Genomic DNA, 18,085 nt, shown 5'->3' with positions numbered 1-18,085 from the left:
GCAGAAGGCAGAAGGCAGAAGGCAGAAGGCAGAAGGCAGAAGGCAGAAGGCAGAAGGCAGAATAAAATTGTAGTAAATTTAAAGTTATAGGTTACTGTTTCTGTGGTTCGAGTTATTAGTAATAGAAAATAAATGTCAATTTTTAGACAGAAAATTGCTTCTAAAATTTTCCTAAAAAATACCTTCTTTTTCTACTCCTAGACAGTAATACTCTATCCTCTCAGTCTCTTTGTATTTCTTATGCTCCTAAGCCACACAACTAAATAATTAATTTTGCTATGCTATAGACGCCCCGGTGTAGTACCACTCTATATACTATGCACAGGATATTAACAGGCCAATTGCAGGTAGAGCGCTTAACCCTAAAAATTACTGGGTTGCCTAAAAATTTACAAGGCACAAAACTTGTACATCTGTCAGACTTCCACTATGACAGAAAACGACTATCTGAATGGCTACTCTCTGAAGCGATCGCCATTACCAACGAAGTCGAACCAGATTTAATTCTACTTACAGGAGACTTTATTACAGATGAACCCGCACCTGTAGATGACCTGGTGTTGCGGTTGAAATATCTTGAAAGTCGCGCTGGAATTTATGCTGTACTGGGCAACCACGATGAAGAATATTCGGGTGCCAGAAATAAAGTTATAGACGCTTTTACTCGAATTGATGTTCCCATTCTACTTAATCAAGTTGTCTATCCTCTAGGTTCAGGTTTAGCTTTAGTGGGATTAGAAGACTATTGGTCTGGTAACTTCAAACCATTTACAGTAATGGAGTCTATAAATACAGCAGTCCCCCGAATTGTTTTATCCCATAACCCCGACACGGCAAAAGTATTACAAAAATGGCGTGTAGACTTACAACTTTCTGGTCATACCCACGGAGGTCAGATTAGACTACCATTCCTCGGACCTCTCCCTCAATACCGAGAACCTATTCGCAGACTTATACCCAAATTCATACGACCTATTGTGCCATTTATGGAAAAATGTCACAAAATAGTTGAGTATTGGGAATGGTCTCAGGGATTACATCAAGTTGGAAATAACTATTTATATGTGAATCGTGGTTTAGGAACTTATTTTCCAGGGAGATTATTTTGTCGGCCAGAAGTTACAGTAATTACATTAGAAACTAATTAGGGTGCATTAAATGTACTCTATTTTTTTTAGGGTACTAATTTTTAGCCATAAATTTGTAGAGGTGGGTTTCAACCTAAATAATTAGATACAAGGATTTTTATCTAATTATGAAATCTACCTCAATTTTTTGGTTACAGTCATATATTTATAAGCTCCTGAACATTTAAGATTATATTCAGTTAATATAGTAATCCTATTTTAGTTGTAGTATTTTGGTGGTAGGGGCGATCCGAATTCGACCCGACAGGAGTCATAATTTCAAAGGCTTTAAATTGAAATTAACTATTATGAAACTTGTTACAACCTATTTAGGACTGCTATACCAATTATAAAACATTGGTTAACCTAGTTAGCTTAAATTGGGTTGAGGAAAAGACTTCGGAGCTTATCCGCAGAATAAACCTAAAAAAGACATATTATCAATGACTATCTAAACTTTCAGATAAACTATCAAACTAAAACTTTTGAGATTATAGACATATTCCAACATCCTATTCAAAGTTAACTTTATTGATGACTAAATACTTATTAATATAAAGACAGCGATCGCCTAATTGCCTGCGCAAGTAACTTATACCCTTTCACAGAAGTTAGACTTTATAGTTTCAGGCAATTATTTGACATTTAAAGTCTGAAACTGTTTGTGACATCCCTAAATTGAATTGCTGTTACCAAAACTTATTAAGAAAAAATATATTTATGGAAGAGTTTATTAGAAAGCTACTAACAAATTTTGTCGAACTAACTATTTTTTCCCTAATGCTGTCATTGGGGCTAAACTTAACCATCAAGCAAGTCACGTTATTATGGCGAAAACCAAAAATACTACTTAGTTTTTTATTAGCAGTAGATATATTAGTTCCCATTGTTGCATTACTAATAGTATTACTATTATTCGATCTGCCACAATCAGTCAAAATAGGTCTAATATTAATGGCAGTATGTCCAGGCGCACCACTTACCACCAGAAAAATAGTCCAAGCAAAAGGCAATTTTCCCTATACAGTAAGTTTTCAGGTAACAGTCTCTCTGTTAGCAGTAATTACCGTTCCCTTACTGTTAGCAATTTTAAGTTCTCTGTTTCCCCCTGATGTTGATATCTTACCCAGACAAGTTGCCGAACAAGTAACATTTGCTCAGTTACTCCCCATCAGCATTGGCATTGCTATTAGAGAAGCATGGCCGCAACTTGCTGATGATATGGGAAAACCACTAACGAAAATTGCTAACGTAATGTTCATAGTGTTGGTTATTTTTGTTTTGGTAAAGAGTCTGGATATTGTTCTGGGTTTGAGTTGGTTATCAGTAGTAGCAATTATTTTGATGACAGTTTTATCTTTAGCGATCGGTCATTTATTGGGGGGGCCAAGAGAAGATACTCGTACAGCTTTAGCAGTTTTCTGTGCCACTCGTAACCCTGGTTTAGCATTATTAATTGCTAGTTTGAATTTTCCCCAGTTGGGGGTATTGCCAACACTGGTAGCTTATGTGTTAGTGGGAGCTTTAGCTTCTATTCCTTATCTGAGCTGGCGCAAACGTATTGCTGCTCAACGTGCTGAAGTAGAAATGGAAATATAGATGTAATAGACCTCTCCCAAAAAGATATAGACTTTTGGCAAGAGTAGGGAACAGGGAACATATTTTTAGGAAAAAGGTACGAAAAATGATTTAGGCAACTGAATTTTACAACTCTAGCTTATGTTAGAGTTATTTTTGCGAAGCTCCCAAAACCAGACTTAAGGCTTTATCCAAGGAATTATCAGAGTCTCGATCCAACCTCTCTTCTCTTTTGACCCAATTTAATGTTTAATTGATATATGGCAGGTAGCTAATTAGTACCGCTTAATCTTAATATCCTAGTTTAAGCTGTTCGGTGAAAACCTGATAAATATGTACTAAATAAAATTGCCAACTGCTATAAACTTTAGATAACTTGAACATCAAAAAATAATCATAAAAAATGCTAAATTTTAGTCAATTGTGTCAATCTTTTTCACTTCAAATAAATTCTTGGTACATTGCCAAAATAATTCTCATATTGCCTTGCTAAATCTGAATATTTATACTAATTATTGAATACTGAATACTGAAATTATATGTTAGAAGCTAGTGTATTTGCGACTGTATTATGTGGATTCTTCGGTATCATATTTAAGAAAAATCTGGTAATGAAAATTATCTCAATGGATATTATGAGTACAGGGGTTATTGCTTACTATGTGCTGGTAGCATCACGAGATGGTGTATTTACACCTATTGTAGGCACAAATGAAAATGTTGCTTATTCAGATCCCGTTCCCCAGGCAGTTATTTTAACTGCTATTGTTATTGGCTTTTCAATTCAAGCATTAATGTTAGTAGGTGTAATGAAATTAGCAAAGGATAATCCGACTCTGGAAACTAAAGCAATAGAAGACAATAATACACCATCATAAAGTAAGCCTTCAGCTATTAGCAGTCAGCTAGCCTCCTAGGTCCGAACTTTCCTTTCCTACAGAATGCTGCCTCTTGCTACGGTAGCTCTCGCTAGCGCAAACGGAATGCGACGCAAACGTTAACAGCAATAAGACTCTGTTTATAAAGTATAGCTTGAAAAACATCTTGTTTCCCCTTTGAACTTCCACCAAAAGCTGATAGCTAAAAGTTGATAGCTAGTTAAATTCAGTATATCAAGCTTTTGACTTCAGCAGTCGGTACTGATAACTGAAAAAGCTGATAACTGATAAGTGATAACTGAAAAAGCTGATAACTAAAATGACTAATATTACAATTGCCTGGATGGCATTACCATTTTTTGTTGGGTTCGTGATCTATCTATTACCGAAATTAGACCGCTTTCTGGCATTGGGAGTAGTATTGCTTTCTGCGAACTATGCCTTAGCCATATTTGCCGATCCATCCTTTCTTTTAGATATAAAGTTACTTGATAGTTTCGGTGTAACTCTAAGAATTGATCAACTAAGTGGCTTTTTTATTATTACTAATGCTCTAGTAACAGCAGCAGTAATTTTTTACTGTTGGAATACTAATAAAACAGCTTTTTTCTATTTGCAAGCGGTGATTTTGCATGGTAGTGTAAATGCTACTTTTATTTGTGCAGATTTTATTAGTTTGTATGTAGCACTAGAGGTAATTAGTATTGCTGCGTTTCTACTGATAACTTATCCCCGTACAGATAAGTCGATATGGGTAGGGTTACGCTATATGTTTGTCAGTAATACGGCAATGTTATTTTATCTGGTGGGAGCATCATTAGTATATAAAGCCAATAATTCCTTTGATTTTATGGGTTTGAGTAATGCTCCTCCAGAAGGGATCGCTCTAATATTTTTGGGGTTATTAGTCAAGGGGGGTATCTTTATCTCAGGGTTGTGGTTGCCCTTAACTCACTCCGAGTCACAGAGCTTTGTATCGGCAATGTTGTCGGGAGTTGTGGTCAAAACAGGAGTTTTTCCTTTTGTACGTTGTGCCCTAATGTTAGAAGAAATCGATCCTATTGTCAGAATATTTGGTGTTAGTACGGCACTTTTAGGAGTAGTTTTGGCGATTTTTCAACAAGACACCAAGCGAACCTTAGCATTTAGCACTATTTCCCAATTGGGTTTTATTATGGCAGCACCAGAAGTCGGAGGTTTTTATGCTTTGACTCACGGGTTTGTGAAATCAGCACTGTTTTTAATCTCAGGTGTTTTACCAAGTCGTAACTTTCAGGAGTTGCAAGATAAACCCATGAATAACTCACTCTGGATAGCATTAGCGATCGCTAGTTTTTCGATTTCTGGCTTTCCCCTATTATCTGGTTTTGGAGCCAAGATATTAACTACTAAAAATCTATTACCTTGGCAAGTTATTGCTATGGAGATTGCTACTGTAGGTACAACTATTGTCTTTGCTAAATTTATCTTTTTACCTCACAAAAAAGGTGAATCAGAAAAGAAAATTCAACAAGGTTTTTGGTGGGCAATGGTATTTTTATTAGGTGGATTAATAGTGGCAAATGCAGTTTATTATCAAGCTTATAATATTAATAATATTGTTAAACCATTGAGAACTATTGGTATTGGTTGGTTAGCATATCTATTCATTGTTCGGAAATTGGTGATTAAGCTACCAAGTGCAATTGAGGAATTTGAGCATTTAATTGGAATGATGGCTATAATACTAATTTTAGTTTTTTGGATGGTACAAGTATGATATTATTCCCAGTGGTATCAGTAGTAGAGTATGGGAAATGTGGGAGGTGTTGGGGTAAAGTCCGTTTTTATTAATGTAGCTTGCGTATCTTCGAGATATCCAGGCATTGATACCAAATGGGTTCTATAAAGTACAACTAAGGAAAAAGGAAGAAGAAAGAAGGAAGGAGAAAGAAGGTTGAAAAGAAGGAAAAAACTTAAATGATATGAAATATGGTCATAGAAAATTATTTGCTACTTCCCATAAAAACAGACCTTACTCAGTATACTCTTAAAAAATTTCCTTGCTTAAATTCCTCCTTTTTTTCTTACTTTTATATTTTGACTTTTAACTTTTGACTTTTATGACCAATATTACGATCGCCTGGATGGCATTACCATTTTTTGTTGGATTTATTATCTATCTACTACCAAAACTTTCTCGTTTTCTGGCACTAGGAGTAGCATTGCTTTCTGCTAACTATGCTTTGGCGATATTTGCCGATCCATCCTTTCTTTTAAACGTAAAGTTACTTGATAGTTTTGGTGTAACTCTAACCATCGATCAACTGAGTGGCTTTTTTATCATCACTAATGCTCTAGTAACAGCAGCAGTAATTTTTTACTGTTGGAATAGTGAGAAAACAGCTTTTTTCTATATGCAAGCGGTGATTCTACATGGTAGTGTTAATGCCACTTTTATTTGTGCAGATTTTATTAGTTTGTATGTAGCTTTGGAGGTAATTAGTATTGCTTCTTTTCTTCTAATATCTTATCCTCGTACAGATAGGTCGATTTGGGTAGGGTTGCGCTATTTGTTTGTCAGTAATACAGCAATGCTATTTTATCTGGTGGGGGCGGTGTTGGTTTATCAAGCACATAATTCCTTCTCTTTTATGGGTCTGCGGGGTGCGCCTCCAGAAGCGATCGCCCTGATATTTGTGGGATTATTGGCAAAAGGTGGTATATTTGTATCGGGGTTATGGTTGCCCCTAACTCACTCCGAGTCACAAAGTCCAGTATCAGCAATGTTATCGGGAGTGGTAGTTAAGGCAGGAGTTTTCCCATTAGTGCGTTGTGCGCTGATGTTGGAGGAAATCGATCCTATTGTGAGATTTTTTGGAGTAAGTACAGCACTTTTAGGAGTGGGTTACGCTGTATTTGAAAAAGATACTAAAAGGATGTTGGCGTTTCACACCATTTCTCAGTTAGGTTTTGTACTTGCTGCACCAGTAGTAGGTGGTTTCTATGCTTTGACTCATGGTTTAGTTAAATCTGCTTTGTTTTTAATTGCAGGAGTTTTACCTAGTCGTAATTTTAAAGAATTACAACACCATCCTATTGATAACCGAATTTGGATAGCTTTAGCAATAGCGAGTTTTTCCATTTCTGGTTTTCCCCTACTTTCTGGTTTTGGAGCAAAAGTTTTAACTTCTAAAAATCTATTACCTTGGCAGGTTGTTGCCATGAATATAGCAGCAGTAGGAACAGCAATTTCTTTTGCTAAATTTATTTTTCTCCCTCACCAGAAAAATGAGAAGATAATTAAAGTCAACCTTGGTTTTTGGTGGGCGATGGTATTTTTACTAGGTGGATTAATCGTAGCAAATGCAGTTTATTATGAAGCTTACAGTATCAAAAATATTATCAAACCACTGGTAACGATCGCCATCGGTTGGCTAGCATATCTGTATATTTTTAAGAAACTGGCGATTAAAATACCAAGAGCGATCGAAGAATTCGATCATCTAATTGGGTTTATGAGCCTAATGTTAATATTACTCTTCTGGATAGCATGGAAGCAATTACCTTTTTTAATATAATATAGCAATCCGCGCATAGGTCGCGGGTAATCAAAAAGTAGATAAAAAACTTGAAACTCCCATCTATTCCCAGTTAAGTGTTCCCTCTCTTGGTACGCATTCCCAAGCCAGTCCGTTGGGCAGGTCTCGCGACTTGAAGGAACTGGCGTTTGCGTCTTACGCCGACGCGGGGTCGCACCGCTGTTCCCTAAAAGCGGTAAGATTTTTATACACAAATAAAATAGGATTGCTATACTACGACTGGCAATTTGGTTTTTACTCACCGCCGACTTTGCTTAGGCTATAAAATATAGGAAAACTACAAACGAAAACTTTATTATAACTATCGAACATGATATAATTAATTACTTTTTAATTATAATTACTTAATGGTATGGACTCAACTGCCCTTTTTAACATAATACTACGACTGGCAATTTGGTTTTTACTCACTGCCGACTTAAGTCCGGCAAATATTATGATTGGTATCAGTGTTGCTTGGTTATTGCCACATGGCAAAACATCCCTGGGAGCATTAAAAGATTGGTTACGAGTATTGTGGGAAATTGTTGTCGCCATTCCCCAAGCTTATATAGAAGCAATACAAATTATGTTTAGTCCCCATGATGAGGAAGTTTTGGTTTGTGAAAATGTGAAACCACAACGAACACCAGGATTGATATTTTTAGATATCTTTTTAATTACCTTTACCCCCAAAAGTATTGTTTTGAAATATCACCAAGGTGGGTGGTATGAAGTACACCTAATTCAACGGAGCAGAAAACGGAGTAGAAAAAGATGAACTATGTTTATATTTTAATTGCTATGATTTTAGCTTTGCTGATCCCTATTTATGAAGCATGGCAGGATGATGATATCTGGCAAAAAATGCTGGCATTTGCTAGTATTGCTACTAAAACTTCTATTATGATGTTGGTCATCTCGGTTTTGCGCGATGATTGGTCTATTGGAGTAGTTGCAGTAATTATTCTGAGTGTAGGTAATGCGGGATTAATGTTATTAGCACATTTAATTAAAAGGTTAAACGAAGTATGATTGACATTTTAAGTTATGGTTTAATAATTATCGGAATTATATTCTGGTTTTGGGGAACATTTCCTCTAATTGGCAACAGATCGGTTTTATTCAAACTCCATACTCTTTCAGTAGCGGATACCCTGGGTTCGATGAGTATTGTTGTCGGTTTACTGCTGAAAATACCTAGAGAATGGCCGTTGTTGCTACTAGCTATTATTACTTTGGCAATTTGGAATACAGTTTTAGGGTATGTTTTGGCATATTGCTCTAGTCCTGATACCGAGAAGTCAGACCGTTTTACGGAAGTCAAAAGTTAAAAGTTAAAAGTCAAAAATGATTGATATTTATGTTTATATCATCATCGCGCTGTTACCTTTAGCAGCTTTGATGCTAGTTTTTCAAGTTAATCCCTATAATGCTCTAGTTATTCGAGCTATTTTAGGAGCAGTAGCAGCATTAGTTTATGCAGTTTTAGGGGCAGCAGACGTAGCTTTAACTGAAGCTTTAGTCGGAACAATGTTAGCTGTCACCCTTTATGTAATTGCAGTTCGTTCATCTTTAGTAATGCGTTTGGGAATACTTAAAGAAGTTGAAGCAGAAACAGAGAATTATTTTACCGAACTCATCGCTAAGATCAGAAAAGTTATTGATAAATACCATTTGCGTCTGGAGTTAGTCGAATATCCAAATCAACAAGCGTTAGAATGGGGTTTGCTAGGTAAGGAAGTTCACGCTATTTGTAGCAAACCAGAGGAATTAAAACTAGATAGCAAACCCATTTATCAGACTACTATCAGAGTGCATCGTCTGTTTGAAATTATGCAGAAGGAATTAACTGCATCAGAAACAAATGTGACATACATAACTGTACCAAACCAGGAGGACAAACATTAATGAAATGGGTTTATTTTTTAGCGGGAATAGCATTGTTTGTCAAAGTGCTAATTATGCCAAACCCAATAGCAGAAGGGGATGCAATTTCTATTGTTGAATCAATAGTCGATGATAGTGGAGTAGCTAATGTAGTTTCTGGTATCATTTTTAGAAATCGACTCTATGACACAATTTTTGAAGTGGTAGTATTTACCATCGCTATTTTGGGTGTCCGTTTTTTATTAGCAAACGAACAACCAACCGAACAAGTTTATCAATTTAGCGATCGCCCTTCAAGAGTTTTAGCACGTTTGGGAGCAACTATTTCGGCGTTGGTAAGTATTGAGCTAGCAATTCGGGGGCATCTGAGTCCAGGGGGTGGTTTTGCTGCTGGAGTAGCAGGAGGAACTGCCATTGGTTTAATTGCTATTACTTCATCGTCGGAGCAGATGGAGAAAATCTATAAAGAATGGAATGCTTCTACCTGGGAAAAAATTTCAGTTTTAATATTTATTGTATTGGCAGCGATAACTCTCATGGGAGGAGAGTTACCCCAAGGAGAATTAGGAGGGTTAGTCAGTGGGGGAATTATTCCGGTGCTGAATATTTTGGTAGCAATAAAAGTAGCATTAGGTTCATGGGCAGTTATTTTGTTGTTTATTCGTTATCGGGGGTTGTTTTGAAGGTGATGGGGTGATGGGGTGATGGGGGGATGAGTGTAGGGGCGAATGGCCATTCGCCCCTACAAGGTTTTGGTTGTGCCGCCAGATTCTAGGTTGGGTTGAGGAATGAAACTCAACACCGTTAAACTAAACCAGAATAACCTAACCTACACTATATTCTGTAAACTTCCTCATAAAGGGGGTGTGGAATCCTAAAACAATATCTTTTTTTGCCACTCCATTCATTACTAACTCTTCAGCAATATCCAATTCAGTTCCATTCCAGTGAATCCAAATTTTTTCACCTTTAATATCAATATGAATCGGACAACTATGAATCAAATGTTCTTTTTTCCAGCCAATATAAACAATTTGATAATGGTCTCGTACAGTGTCAAAAATTGTCTGTACTTCAATTTCTCCATAAGCAGGTTTATTTTTGCTATATTCTAACAAAAGTTCCTGAACTAAATGACGATATTTTTCTAGTTTTTCCATTCTGTAATCACCTCTTTATCTGGGTTATAAATAATTAATTTGACTTGGTTTTCATTAAGCATTAACTGAGGAAATTCAAGTTAAAAAAAGTTGTTATAAGTATTCAGAGGTACGGCTAAATAAAGTATTCGGTCAGGTTCATCCTGTTTTAGTGCTGCCCGATAATTAATAAATTGTCCCAAGGCAGTATGAAATTCATAAATAGCTGATGATTTTGCTAAAAAACTCTTAATTTCAACTGCTATCTTTTGATTATCTTTTTGTGCCCCAATTAGTTGTTCTGCACCAAGGTCAATAGACATATGTACACCACCGAAACTAACAAATAATGGGTCATGGGTGATTGAGCATCCATCTTTTATTAGAGCATTTTTAACTTCTTGATGAAAAAAATCCCTGGCTGACATTGTTTTTTTATTATTACTATAATTAATATAGCATTTATCATAAATCTGAGAATGTGTTAAAATCAATACTGGTACTTTGCTAATCTCATGTTTAGCTTAGTATGTAAATTCTACAAACATTCATTACAACAGAATAATTATAATGTTATTACAGAGGTTGATAATGTTGGGTTTCACTATTGTTCTACCCAACCTACATTTCTGCTTCTAAACGTTTACTGTTGATTGCTTATTGCTTATTATTAATGCTCAAAAACATCTTTATACTGCAATAAATCTAACCCTACAAACACGGGTAAACATTCAAAACATTGCTGTGCTAACTCCCATCTTTCCTCACGTTTTAACATCCCAATTAACTTCTCCCTCACACTCAATAAATACCGCACATCATTAGCAGCATAACTCAATTGTTCCTCTGTTAAATTAACTGCATTTCCCCAGTCAGAACTTTGAGCAGATTTATCTAATTCTACTTTTTCTAACTCCATTACTAAGTCTTTTAAACCATGTTTTCCTGTATAAGTTCGAGCTAATTTACTAGCAATTTTTGTACAGAAAATTGGGGAAACTTTAATATCTAAATGATGTTGCAACATTGCCACATCAAATCTGGCAAAATGAAATACTTTAACTATTCCGGTTGCCTCCATTAATTGTTTCAAATTCGGTGCTTCTTGTTGCCCTTTTTCAATCCGAATAGCTGTAACTTTTCCTTGCGGATCGCATAACTGGACTAAACATAAGCGATCGCGTGATGGTAATAACCCCATTGTTTCTGTATCCACTGCAATACTATCTGCTTGCAAATAATCAGATAACATACTTTCCGTTAAATCGCGATCGCATACTTGAAAATCACTCATTGTTCACCTGATAATTACTAATATTTTTTCAGACTTAGCAATTATACATTAGAGAGTAATAGGCAATAGATATTACTGTTAAATTTTAATTTGTAAAGCATTAATTATATCACATTTCTTGCTCAATATTGTCAGTTATCCACAAAATTTAAAATTATCTTATATTAAATAGCTTGATATGGGTCAGTTTTAGGATTTTGTGATTTTGTAAAAAAAATTATTTGCCTAAATATATGATATGTTAGTTAAGTAGCTTATTAGACATAATAAAATAAATTATCCGAGTATTTATTGAGATAAAAAAATCTTAGTAACTAACTCAAATAAACAAACATTGAGCTAAAAAGTTTTTTGAGGGGAGCAAATGTAATGAGTCTTTTTGATGACGAATCTAACATTTTGGAGCAACAGTCTACTGACCCAATATTAGCCGAGATATATGGACTACCACAATTCGGTGATGAATTGTGATCGCTAAGTGCTATTAAGTCGAGTGCAGAAAGTCCTGAACTAAAAATTGAAAATCTAAATACAAGTAATGATGATTTCTTGCTGCCGCAGAGTGGCTGGCGCACTTTGGGTTTAAATCAATCTGAGGAGTCACTAGATCAAAACGATACACCCATAAGAAAAGCGAATAATGTAACAGTAGATCCTTTAACTGGTGGTACATCTAATCAGGGAGAAATTCGGAGGAAGTCTTCAACCTCACGGCGTTCGGTAAACATCACTTCTCCAAGCAGTAGTAGCCGTCTGGAACCAGGACGGAACTATAATATTCGGTGGACAGACAACTGCAGCGATAATGTGAGGCTGGATCTGTACAAGGGTAATTCGTTCCAACAAACAATTTCTCGTTCTACCCGCAGCGATGGTAGTCACCCTTGGCGAGTACCCACATGGTTAAGTAGTGGGAATAACTACAGGGTCAGAATTCGTAATGTCAACGATAGTAGCGTTTCTGATTTTAGCAGTAATTTCCGCATTGAAACAGATGAAGTCAGCATCACTTCTCCAAGCAGTAGTAGCCGTCTGGAACCAGGACGGAACTATAATATTCGGTGGACAGACAACTGCAGCGATAATGTGAGGCTGGATCTGTACAAGGGTAATTCGTTCCAACAAACAATTTCTCGTTCTACCCGCAGCGATGGTAGTCACCCTTGGCGAGTACCCACATGGTTAAGTAGTGGGAAGAACTACAGAATCAGAATTAGGAATGTTAACGATAGTAGTGTTTCAGATTTTAGCAGTAATTTCCGTATCGAAAGTCAAACTACATGGCCTCCAAGGAATGTGGATAACTTGGGAACCTATACGGGTCGTAAAGAGGAAAGAGACTATGTAAGTAGAGGTAATCACGACTACTACAGGTTTTCTGTTAACTCTCCAGGTAATTTACAATTTGCACTGCGAGGACTGAGGGCAGATGCTAATGTGTAATTGCTAAACTCTAGCGGTAGAGTCTTAACACGTTCCACCAACACGGGCACAAAGGATGAATACGGAAGTTACAATCTCGGCACTGGCACTTATTATATGCGAGTCTACGGCAATGGTAGCGGCACTAACTATGGCTTGACATTGAACCTTGACCAAGCAGGAAATAACAGGAGTAATGCTCGTTCGCTCGGTGACTTGACGGGAGATCGAAAAGAATACAAGGACTTTATCGGAACCAATTCAGGAGACCCATATGATTACTATAAGTTCAGTACCAACAAACCTTGTTTTTTGGATTACGCTCTTCGAGATTTAACAGCTAATGCTGATGTCGATATACTTGATTCCAGGGGTAATCGGATTAAACCGACAAAAGTAAATCAGGATTCTGGTTACAACCAGCACGAATCTATAGTAATAGGAACAGGCACATATTACGCGAGAGTTAAGGCTCCAACTAACTCTAGTCGGCAAACTAACTACAGATTAGTTTTGAATCTTAGAAGTGATATACCAAGAGAAAATACTAACGGTACTGAGTGGAATGGTAGTTTCTACCGATTTGATGGCAGTCGGCCTCCGGTTAATTTCCACGAGAATGAGGGAAACAAACTAGCAGTATTGAATCTCGGTCGTGGTGACAATAAGAGGTTTAGTGGCAATTGGGGAAGTGCTTCTCCTAGAACGGAATACATTCCTAGGGATAATTTTGCTTTGCGCAGTTACACCCACGCCTCTTTTGAGCAGGGTAAGGAGTACGAGTTTAATGTCAACGCCGACGATGGATATCAGCTATTAGCTAAACGGCATCACACAAATGAATGGTTTTACATTACTCCTAAGAACCAATGGAAGAATGATGCTCATGATGGAAAAACAATTTCTTACACTTGGGATGGTCGCAGTGGTGATTACGATTTGCACTTCCACTATTATGAAGCTGGTGGCGATGCACGTTTTAATTTAGATTGGAATGAGGTAAACGGTAGCTGGCAACAGCCTATCTCTAATTACTACGTTACCAGTGAGTTTGGTCCGCGTATATTAGACGGAAAATACAATTTTCATCGAGGTATAGATTTAGGCTCTCCAACAAGAGTAGGTACTCCTATTTTAGCTGCAAAGCCAGGCGTTGTCTCTTTTGCTGGCTGGAACAATTCCCAAAATCAGAGATTTGGTTTGGGTAAATATGTACAAATAGATCATGGTAATGGCCTAGTAACCCAATACGGACATTTGAATAGTTGGTCAGTAAACACGGGAGATCGAGTAAGTGGTGGCACTCAAATAGGTACAATGGGCAATACTGGGTACTCATTTGGACCGCATTTGCACTTTGTAATTAAAGAGAATGGCGTACATAAAAATCCTAGAGATTATTTGGATTTTTAAGTGAAATAGACGTATTTTACAGCGTTTTCGGGGCGATAAGTTTTTCCTTCTGGAGATATTAAAAGAGCGACCGCCCAATGCAACCCCCGGAATCCACCACCAACCCTCTACGACTCAAGTCGTTACTACGAAAAGGCGATCGCTCCTCCCAAACCAAGCACGTTTCAGGAGCGATCGCCCCAAAAACTTACAAAAACTTATCTAATTTCTAGATAAAGCTTTTTACCTACCTCTCGGGCATATCTTTCTATTCTAGAAATACTAACATCAGAGCTATTATTTTCTATTTGGAAAATAGTTGACTTATTCCAATTCAAGCGACTGGCTAACTCTTCTATTGTCATCCCAGCTTCTTCTCTTGCTTGTGCTAGAATCACCCCGATCTGAAAACTGGCATATCCTGACTCAAATCCTTCAGTAAATTCAGGATCGATTTGCTTCCGTTTCTCAATATATTTCTTGACATCACTCATCATTTTGCTTCCTACTTAAATAATCTTGTTTTCGCCTTTCAGCTAACTCAATTTCTCCAACTGGTGTTTTTTGTGTTTTTTTAGCAAACCCATTAGTTAAAATAATTAAGTTTTCGTTGTCAAAAAATCCTAGAAAACGAAAAATATCGTTGCCAAATCCAACTCTTACTTCCCAAATATCATTAGTATTCACTAATTTTTTCAAATACTGACTTGGGACAGAATCAAGCTCTTCAACTAAACGTAACACCCAAAGAACTTTTTGAGCTTGTTTTCCTGAAAGAGAATCAATAAAATCTTCCACAGGGCAACGTTCAGAATCGGTTCTATAGAAGATAATTTCTCTCATAAAAATAGATTGGAACTAAAGGAATAATTATTTTTTATCTCGTAAGCGATCGCTGCCCACACATTTTCTCAAGTTAAAAGTGGATATTCTTCAATAATCTCTTCTAGAGTCAACTCCTCTGCCAGATTATCTAGGATGACTGAGACCATAATCCTAGTGCCTTGGAGACATAAATGGCGATCGCATAACTTTTGTCTGGTTCGAGTTCTAGAGGCAGATGCGGTCCTAAAACCTCTCCGTCAAATACAGCGGTTATAATTTTATTCATCGTTTGACAATATAAATCATCTTTTTTAGTTTAACAGTAGCAAGCACTAATTGTCAATCAAAGCAAAAAAAAGCGTTCTCTGTTCCCAAACCAACCGTCTTGAAGGGGCGATCTCCCCCTCAACAACCTAACCTAACTTTCAGAATCCACCACCAAATCTCTACGACTAAAGTCTTTACTACGAACAGACGATCGCTCCTCCAAAACCAACAACGTTTTAGGAGCGATGTTGCATCCGCAACGCTTCGCGATCGCTCTTGCATAAAGTTTTTTTTATTTTCCATTGACAAATTAATAAATCTATGTTACCCAATCCACTGCCAACTCCTATATTCTCTGCTATAACTAAAATTGTATTTATCCCTCAAAAATAACCAATGGATATTCCCAGGATCGGTACAAAACCATGAGCGTCAATTATATTTTAAGCCAATATATCGACGAAGCAATGTCTCAGGCAGTTTACGATAAACTAGAAGATGGCACTTTTGTCGGTCGAATTCCATCCTGCAAAGGCGTTATCGCATGTGCATCCACTCTGCGCCAGTGCGAAAACGAGTTACGCTCGACTCTAGAAGATTGGATTCTATTAGGGTTGAAACTCGGTCATGCCCTGCCAGTTATCAACAACATCAATCTGAACGAGGAGCCAAATCGTGAGCCGGTGAACACCCTGTAAACGTCGGGATTTTATCAAAAAGTTGCGACGATTGGGATTTGATGGCCCTTTTTCTGGCTCCCGACACCAGTTTATGGTCTTCGATGACAATCGTTTAACCATACCTTCTAACGATGAATACTCTGTAGCCCAACTAAGGATGATGATTCGAGAAGTTGAGGAAATTATCGCCCGTCCGCTCTCTCTTGATGAGTGGGTGAATTTATAGTTGTTGAAAAGCGATCGCCCCACCAACAACCCATCTGTTACTAACCAAACTACCAGAACACACCAACAACCCTATACGACTAAAGTCGTTACTACGAACAGGCGATCGCTTGTTGTAGGAGCGATCGCCATTCCTAACTCCTTCTAAATCAAAATCAACCCACTTTGAATCTCCGACTCTGTTACCCCTAGCACAATAGCAATTAAATCTCCATCTACAAAAATTCCTGTACCTCGATCCGTACCGACAGAAGCAGGTCCTAAAACAATTCCATCACCACCAAATGCAATCATTCTATCATTTTCTAAATTATTCAGATCGGTAATTATTGCATAGTCGCTACTACCAGCAAAACTGTAAAATGCAACATTACTATTACCCAAGATAAAGGTATCAGTTCCCGCACTACCTGTCAAAAAATCAATCTCATTTTCTCCAGACTCACGACCTGCACCAATAATAAAATCGTTACCCAACCGCCCTATAATGGTATCATCGCTCAGGTCTCCACTGAGAGTATCATTCCCCCCACCACCATCAAGAAAATCATCATCCTTACCACCAAATATTAAATCGTCACCCTCTCCTCCACTCAACTCATCATTACCCAACTCTCCTAAGAGAAAATCTAAATCAAAACCACCATCAATTACATCGTTACCTTTTCCTCCACGAATAGTATCATTACCTGAGTTACCCTCCAGACGGTCATTATCTCTGTTGCCGAAAATAATATCATTCCCTTCATTGCCAAAAACACTGTCATTAGCTTCATTACCAAAAATACTGTCGTTCCCTATCCCACCTTCTAGGCGATCGCTATCTTCATTCCCCAAGATAGTATCATTCCCTAAATTCCCCAAAATACTATCACTGCTGACATTACCGCGAAGACTATCATCACCACCACCCCCATCTATTTCATCGCTACCTGTATTACCCCGAATAGTATCATTACCTTCACCACCACGCAAAATATCATTATCTTCGTTCCCTAAAATACTATCATTACCACCTTGCCCATCAATAGTATCTATTCCGACATTGCCAAAAATAGTGTCATCATCTATCCCCCCAACAATACTATCACTTCCTGAATTGCCGAACAGACTATCATTAGCTGCTTGCCCATCAATAGTATCATTTCCACCAAGACCAAAAATGGTATCACTGTTAAGGGTACCTTGAATAAATTGAGGAGTATTATTACCAATAATTGAACCGGGTGGAAATTCTCCATCGGGGAGAAAAGGAGGCTGAGTCGGAATATTTACACCATCTACAATGCTAGAACTATTAACATCTATTCTACCATTTTCTAAGGTGACAGAACCAGAAATTGTAATAGGTTGATTTGGCTGTAAATCTAATGCTATGGCATTAAATTCATTTAATAAATTAACAAAGTATATTTGACCGTTAGAATTGAGAATAAATTGATTATCATCAACGACAAAACCAACAGTTCCAGAGATAGTTTGTTGACCGACAATTGGTGGTGGTGGTCTTGTACCATCTTGGTTAATTAGAATTGTATTAATTAGGTTAAGTCGATTATCTTCTATGTTGACAAAACCTGTTACTCTAACTGACTGACCAACCTGTAAACCTAAGATTGAAGTATTAAGTTCATCTATCAGATCGACAAAGAAGTTTTGACCATTACCTGCCGTCAGAATAAAAGTATCGTTACCAGTAATAGAAAATATTGTTCCTGCTATTTCTGTTAATGTTAATTCTAACTGGGAGATAGTTCTAAGGTTTGTCATTTCAGTTATCAGCTTTTTCAGTTATCAGCTATGAGTTA

General features: G+C 37.2%; 24 protein-coding genes and 1 pseudogene. 16 read left to right on the top strand and 9 right to left on the bottom strand.

Going from position 1 to position 18,085, the window contains the following annotated elements:
• Positions 1-317 precede the first annotated feature (317 nt).
• From ACP6PK_RS18495 to ACP6PK_RS18450, 10 genes are all read left to right on the top strand, one after another.
• Positions 318-1,148: a metallophosphoesterase gene (locus ACP6PK_RS18495; RefSeq protein ID WP_426561553.1), complete on the top strand. Its 831-nt coding sequence runs from the start codon at positions 318-320 to the stop codon at positions 1,146-1,148.
• Positions 1,149-1,847: 699 nt separating this feature from the next.
• Positions 1,848-2,726, top strand: coding sequence for a bile acid:sodium symporter family protein (locus ACP6PK_RS18490; protein WP_094670869.1), 879 nt, complete (start codon positions 1,848-1,850; stop codon positions 2,724-2,726).
• Between the two features lie 518 nt (positions 2,727-3,244).
• Entirely contained in the window at positions 3,245-3,583 is a 339-nt protein-coding gene (locus ACP6PK_RS18485) for a cation:proton antiporter subunit C (RefSeq protein WP_426561551.1), read from the top strand.
• Positions 3,584-3,902: 319 nt separating this feature from the next.
• Positions 3,903-5,342 (top strand): cation:proton antiporter, encoded by a 1,440-nt coding sequence (locus ACP6PK_RS18480; RefSeq protein WP_426561549.1) that lies wholly within the window; start codon positions 3,903-3,905, stop codon positions 5,340-5,342.
• Positions 5,343-5,685: 343 nt separating this feature from the next.
• Positions 5,686-7,143: a cation:proton antiporter gene (locus ACP6PK_RS18475; protein WP_426561547.1), complete on the top strand. Its 1,458-nt coding sequence runs from the start codon at positions 5,686-5,688 to the stop codon at positions 7,141-7,143.
• Positions 7,144-7,516: 373 nt separating this feature from the next.
• Entirely contained in the window at positions 7,517-7,924 is a 408-nt protein-coding gene (locus tag ACP6PK_RS18470; protein ID WP_426561545.1) for a cation:proton antiporter, read from the top strand.
• Positions 7,921-8,178, top strand: a complete 258-nt coding sequence (locus ACP6PK_RS18465; protein WP_094675227.1) for a hypothetical protein — start codon at positions 7,921-7,923, stop codon at positions 8,176-8,178. Before ACP6PK_RS18470 ends, ACP6PK_RS18465 begins: the two co-directional genes overlap by 4 nt.
• Positions 8,175-8,477 carry a monovalent cation/H(+) antiporter subunit G gene (locus ACP6PK_RS18460; RefSeq protein ID WP_094675225.1) on the top strand — a complete coding sequence of 101 codons (303 nt, stop codon included), beginning with the start codon at positions 8,175-8,177 and terminating at the stop codon, positions 8,475-8,477. The genes ACP6PK_RS18465 and ACP6PK_RS18460 overlap by 4 nt, the downstream gene beginning before the upstream one ends.
• A 16-nt stretch (positions 8,478-8,493) precedes the next feature.
• A complete protein-coding gene (locus ACP6PK_RS18455; protein ID WP_426561542.1) occupies positions 8,494-9,054 on the top strand; it encodes a DUF4040 domain-containing protein in 561 nt (186 codons plus the stop codon).
• Entirely contained in the window at positions 9,054-9,716 is a 663-nt protein-coding gene (locus ACP6PK_RS18450) for a Na(+)/H(+) antiporter subunit B (RefSeq protein ID WP_426561540.1), read from the top strand. Before ACP6PK_RS18455 ends, ACP6PK_RS18450 begins: the two co-directional genes overlap by 1 nt.
• Positions 9,717-9,857: 141 nt before the next feature.
• On the opposite strand, the gene ACP6PK_RS18445 is transcribed toward ACP6PK_RS18450, so the two are convergent.
• The 3 genes and pseudogenes from ACP6PK_RS18445 to ACP6PK_RS18435 all read right to left on the bottom strand — a co-directional run bounded on the left by ACP6PK_RS18445 (position 9,858) and on the right by ACP6PK_RS18435 (position 11,466).
• Positions 9,858-10,193 (bottom strand): XisI protein, encoded by a 336-nt coding sequence (locus ACP6PK_RS18445; RefSeq protein ID WP_426561538.1) that lies wholly within the window; start codon positions 10,191-10,193, stop codon positions 9,858-9,860.
• Positions 10,181-10,600: pseudogene (locus ACP6PK_RS18440) on the bottom strand (XisH family protein). Before ACP6PK_RS18440 ends, ACP6PK_RS18445 begins: the two are co-directional and overlap by 13 nt.
• A 242-nt stretch (positions 10,601-10,842) precedes the next feature.
• Positions 10,843-11,466 carry a ribonuclease D gene (locus ACP6PK_RS18435; protein ID WP_426561536.1) on the bottom strand — a complete coding sequence of 208 codons (624 nt, stop codon included), beginning with the start codon at positions 11,464-11,466 and terminating at the stop codon, positions 10,843-10,845.
• A 576-nt stretch (positions 11,467-12,042) separates the two neighbouring features.
• On the opposite strand from ACP6PK_RS18435, the gene ACP6PK_RS18430 reads away from it, so the two are divergent.
• From ACP6PK_RS18430 to ACP6PK_RS18420, 3 genes are all read left to right on the top strand, one after another.
• Positions 12,043-12,909 carry a Ser-Thr-rich GPI-anchored membrane family protein gene (locus ACP6PK_RS18430; protein ID WP_426561534.1) on the top strand — a complete coding sequence of 289 codons (867 nt, stop codon included), beginning with the start codon at positions 12,043-12,045 and terminating at the stop codon, positions 12,907-12,909.
• Complete coding sequence (locus ACP6PK_RS18425; RefSeq protein ID WP_426561532.1) at positions 12,910-14,301, top strand: M23 family metallopeptidase; 1,392 nt, start codon at positions 12,910-12,912, stop codon at positions 14,299-14,301. It begins immediately after the preceding gene.
• A 77-nt stretch (positions 14,302-14,378) separates the two neighbouring features.
• On the top strand, positions 14,379-14,513 hold the full coding sequence (locus ACP6PK_RS18420) for a hypothetical protein (protein ID WP_426561530.1): 135 nt from the start codon (positions 14,379-14,381) through the stop codon (positions 14,511-14,513).
• Here the strand turns inward: ACP6PK_RS18420 and ACP6PK_RS18415 are convergent.
• The 5 genes from ACP6PK_RS18415 to ACP6PK_RS18395 form a co-directional block, all read right to left on the bottom strand.
• Positions 14,499-14,777 carry a helix-turn-helix domain-containing protein gene (locus tag ACP6PK_RS18415; protein WP_426561528.1) on the bottom strand — a complete coding sequence of 93 codons (279 nt, stop codon included), beginning with the start codon at positions 14,775-14,777 and terminating at the stop codon, positions 14,499-14,501. The genes ACP6PK_RS18420 and ACP6PK_RS18415 overlap by 15 nt on opposite strands.
• Positions 14,767-15,123, bottom strand: coding sequence for a type II toxin-antitoxin system RelE/ParE family toxin (locus tag ACP6PK_RS18410; protein ID WP_426561526.1), 357 nt, complete (start codon positions 15,121-15,123; stop codon positions 14,767-14,769). The genes ACP6PK_RS18415 and ACP6PK_RS18410 overlap by 11 nt, the downstream gene beginning before the upstream one ends.
• Before the next feature lie 68 nt (positions 15,124-15,191).
• Positions 15,192-15,272: a DUF433 domain-containing protein gene (locus ACP6PK_RS18405; RefSeq protein WP_426561636.1), complete on the bottom strand. Its 81-nt coding sequence runs from the start codon at positions 15,270-15,272 to the stop codon at positions 15,192-15,194.
• Entirely contained in the window at positions 15,254-15,391 is a 138-nt protein-coding gene (locus ACP6PK_RS18400; protein WP_426561524.1) for a hypothetical protein, read from the bottom strand. The genes ACP6PK_RS18405 and ACP6PK_RS18400 overlap by 19 nt, the downstream gene beginning before the upstream one ends.
• Before the next feature lie 119 nt (positions 15,392-15,510).
• Positions 15,511-15,675 carry a hypothetical protein gene (locus tag ACP6PK_RS18395; protein WP_426561523.1) on the bottom strand — a complete coding sequence of 55 codons (165 nt, stop codon included), beginning with the start codon at positions 15,673-15,675 and terminating at the stop codon, positions 15,511-15,513.
• A gap of 122 nt (positions 15,676-15,797) precedes the next feature.
• Between ACP6PK_RS18395 and ACP6PK_RS18390 the strand changes: the two genes are divergently transcribed.
• Genes ACP6PK_RS18390 through ACP6PK_RS18380 form a run of 3 tightly spaced genes read left to right on the top strand, consistent with a single transcriptional unit; the run spans position 15,798 to position 16,425 of the window.
• A complete protein-coding gene (locus ACP6PK_RS18390) occupies positions 15,798-16,070 on the top strand; it encodes a type II toxin-antitoxin system HicB family antitoxin (protein WP_426561521.1) in 273 nt (90 codons plus the stop codon).
• 22 nt (positions 16,071-16,092) lie between these two features.
• Positions 16,093-16,278 carry a type II toxin-antitoxin system HicA family toxin gene (locus ACP6PK_RS18385; protein WP_426561519.1) on the top strand — a complete coding sequence of 62 codons (186 nt, stop codon included), beginning with the start codon at positions 16,093-16,095 and terminating at the stop codon, positions 16,276-16,278.
• A complete protein-coding gene (locus tag ACP6PK_RS18380) occupies positions 16,279-16,425 on the top strand; it encodes a hypothetical protein (RefSeq protein ID WP_426561517.1) in 147 nt (48 codons plus the stop codon).
• Here ACP6PK_RS18380 and ACP6PK_RS18375 read toward each other — a convergent pair.
• On the bottom strand, positions 16,422-18,047 hold the full coding sequence (locus ACP6PK_RS18375; protein WP_426561515.1) for a calcium-binding protein: 1,626 nt from the start codon (positions 18,045-18,047) through the stop codon (positions 16,422-16,424). The two genes, ACP6PK_RS18380 and ACP6PK_RS18375, sit on opposite strands and share 4 nt — an antisense overlap.
• Between the last annotated feature and the right edge of the window lie 38 nt (positions 18,048-18,085).

Source organism: Dapis hubbardiae BLCC-M172 (genome assembly GCF_050016015.1).
Lineage (GTDB): Bacteria > Cyanobacteriota > Cyanobacteriia > Cyanobacteriales > Microcoleaceae > Trichodesmium.
This window is presented reverse-complemented; position numbering and strand designations above follow the sequence as displayed.

Excerpts from the sequence above, each read along its gene's own strand:
- ACP6PK_RS18495 (WP_426561553.1), top strand. The coding sequence starts at position 318 with ATGCACAGGATATTAACAGGCCAATTGCAGGTAGAGCGCTTAACCCTA.
- ACP6PK_RS18490 (WP_094670869.1), top strand. The coding sequence starts at position 1,848 with ATGGAAGAGTTTATTAGAAAGCTACTAACAAATTTTGTCGAACTAACT.
- ACP6PK_RS18485 (WP_426561551.1), top strand. The coding sequence starts at position 3,245 with ATGTTAGAAGCTAGTGTATTTGCGACTGTATTATGTGGATTCTTCGGT.
- ACP6PK_RS18480 (WP_426561549.1), top strand. The coding sequence starts at position 3,903 with ATGACTAATATTACAATTGCCTGGATGGCATTACCATTTTTTGTTGGG.
- ACP6PK_RS18475 (WP_426561547.1), top strand. The coding sequence starts at position 5,686 with ATGACCAATATTACGATCGCCTGGATGGCATTACCATTTTTTGTTGGA.
- ACP6PK_RS18470 (WP_426561545.1), top strand. The coding sequence starts at position 7,517 with ATGGACTCAACTGCCCTTTTTAACATAATACTACGACTGGCAATTTGG.
- ACP6PK_RS18465 (WP_094675227.1), top strand. The coding sequence starts at position 7,921 with ATGAACTATGTTTATATTTTAATTGCTATGATTTTAGCTTTGCTGATC.
- ACP6PK_RS18460 (WP_094675225.1), top strand. The coding sequence starts at position 8,175 with ATGATTGACATTTTAAGTTATGGTTTAATAATTATCGGAATTATATTC.
- ACP6PK_RS18455 (WP_426561542.1), top strand. The coding sequence starts at position 8,494 with ATGATTGATATTTATGTTTATATCATCATCGCGCTGTTACCTTTAGCA.
- ACP6PK_RS18450 (WP_426561540.1), top strand. The coding sequence starts at position 9,054 with ATGAAATGGGTTTATTTTTTAGCGGGAATAGCATTGTTTGTCAAAGTG.
- ACP6PK_RS18445 (WP_426561538.1), bottom strand. The coding sequence starts at position 10,193 with ATGGAAAAACTAGAAAAATATCGTCATTTAGTTCAGGAACTTTTGTTA.
- ACP6PK_RS18435 (WP_426561536.1), bottom strand. The coding sequence starts at position 11,466 with ATGAGTGATTTTCAAGTATGCGATCGCGATTTAACGGAAAGTATGTTA.
- ACP6PK_RS18420 (WP_426561530.1), top strand. The coding sequence starts at position 14,379 with ATGCAACCCCCGGAATCCACCACCAACCCTCTACGACTCAAGTCGTTA.
- ACP6PK_RS18415 (WP_426561528.1), bottom strand. The coding sequence starts at position 14,777 with ATGATGAGTGATGTCAAGAAATATATTGAGAAACGGAAGCAAATCGAT.
- ACP6PK_RS18410 (WP_426561526.1), bottom strand. The coding sequence starts at position 15,123 with ATGAGAGAAATTATCTTCTATAGAACCGATTCTGAACGTTGCCCTGTG.
- ACP6PK_RS18405 (WP_426561636.1), bottom strand. The coding sequence starts at position 15,272 with ATGGTCTCAGTCATCCTAGATAATCTGGCAGAGGAGTTGACTCTAGAA.
- ACP6PK_RS18400 (WP_426561524.1), bottom strand. The coding sequence starts at position 15,391 with ATGAATAAAATTATAACCGCTGTATTTGACGGAGAGGTTTTAGGACCG.
- ACP6PK_RS18395 (WP_426561523.1), bottom strand. The coding sequence starts at position 15,675 with ATGGAAAATAAAAAAAACTTTATGCAAGAGCGATCGCGAAGCGTTGCG.
- ACP6PK_RS18390 (WP_426561521.1), top strand. The coding sequence starts at position 15,798 with ATGAGCGTCAATTATATTTTAAGCCAATATATCGACGAAGCAATGTCT.
- ACP6PK_RS18375 (WP_426561515.1), bottom strand. The coding sequence starts at position 18,047 with ATGACAAACCTTAGAACTATCTCCCAGTTAGAATTAACATTAACAGAA.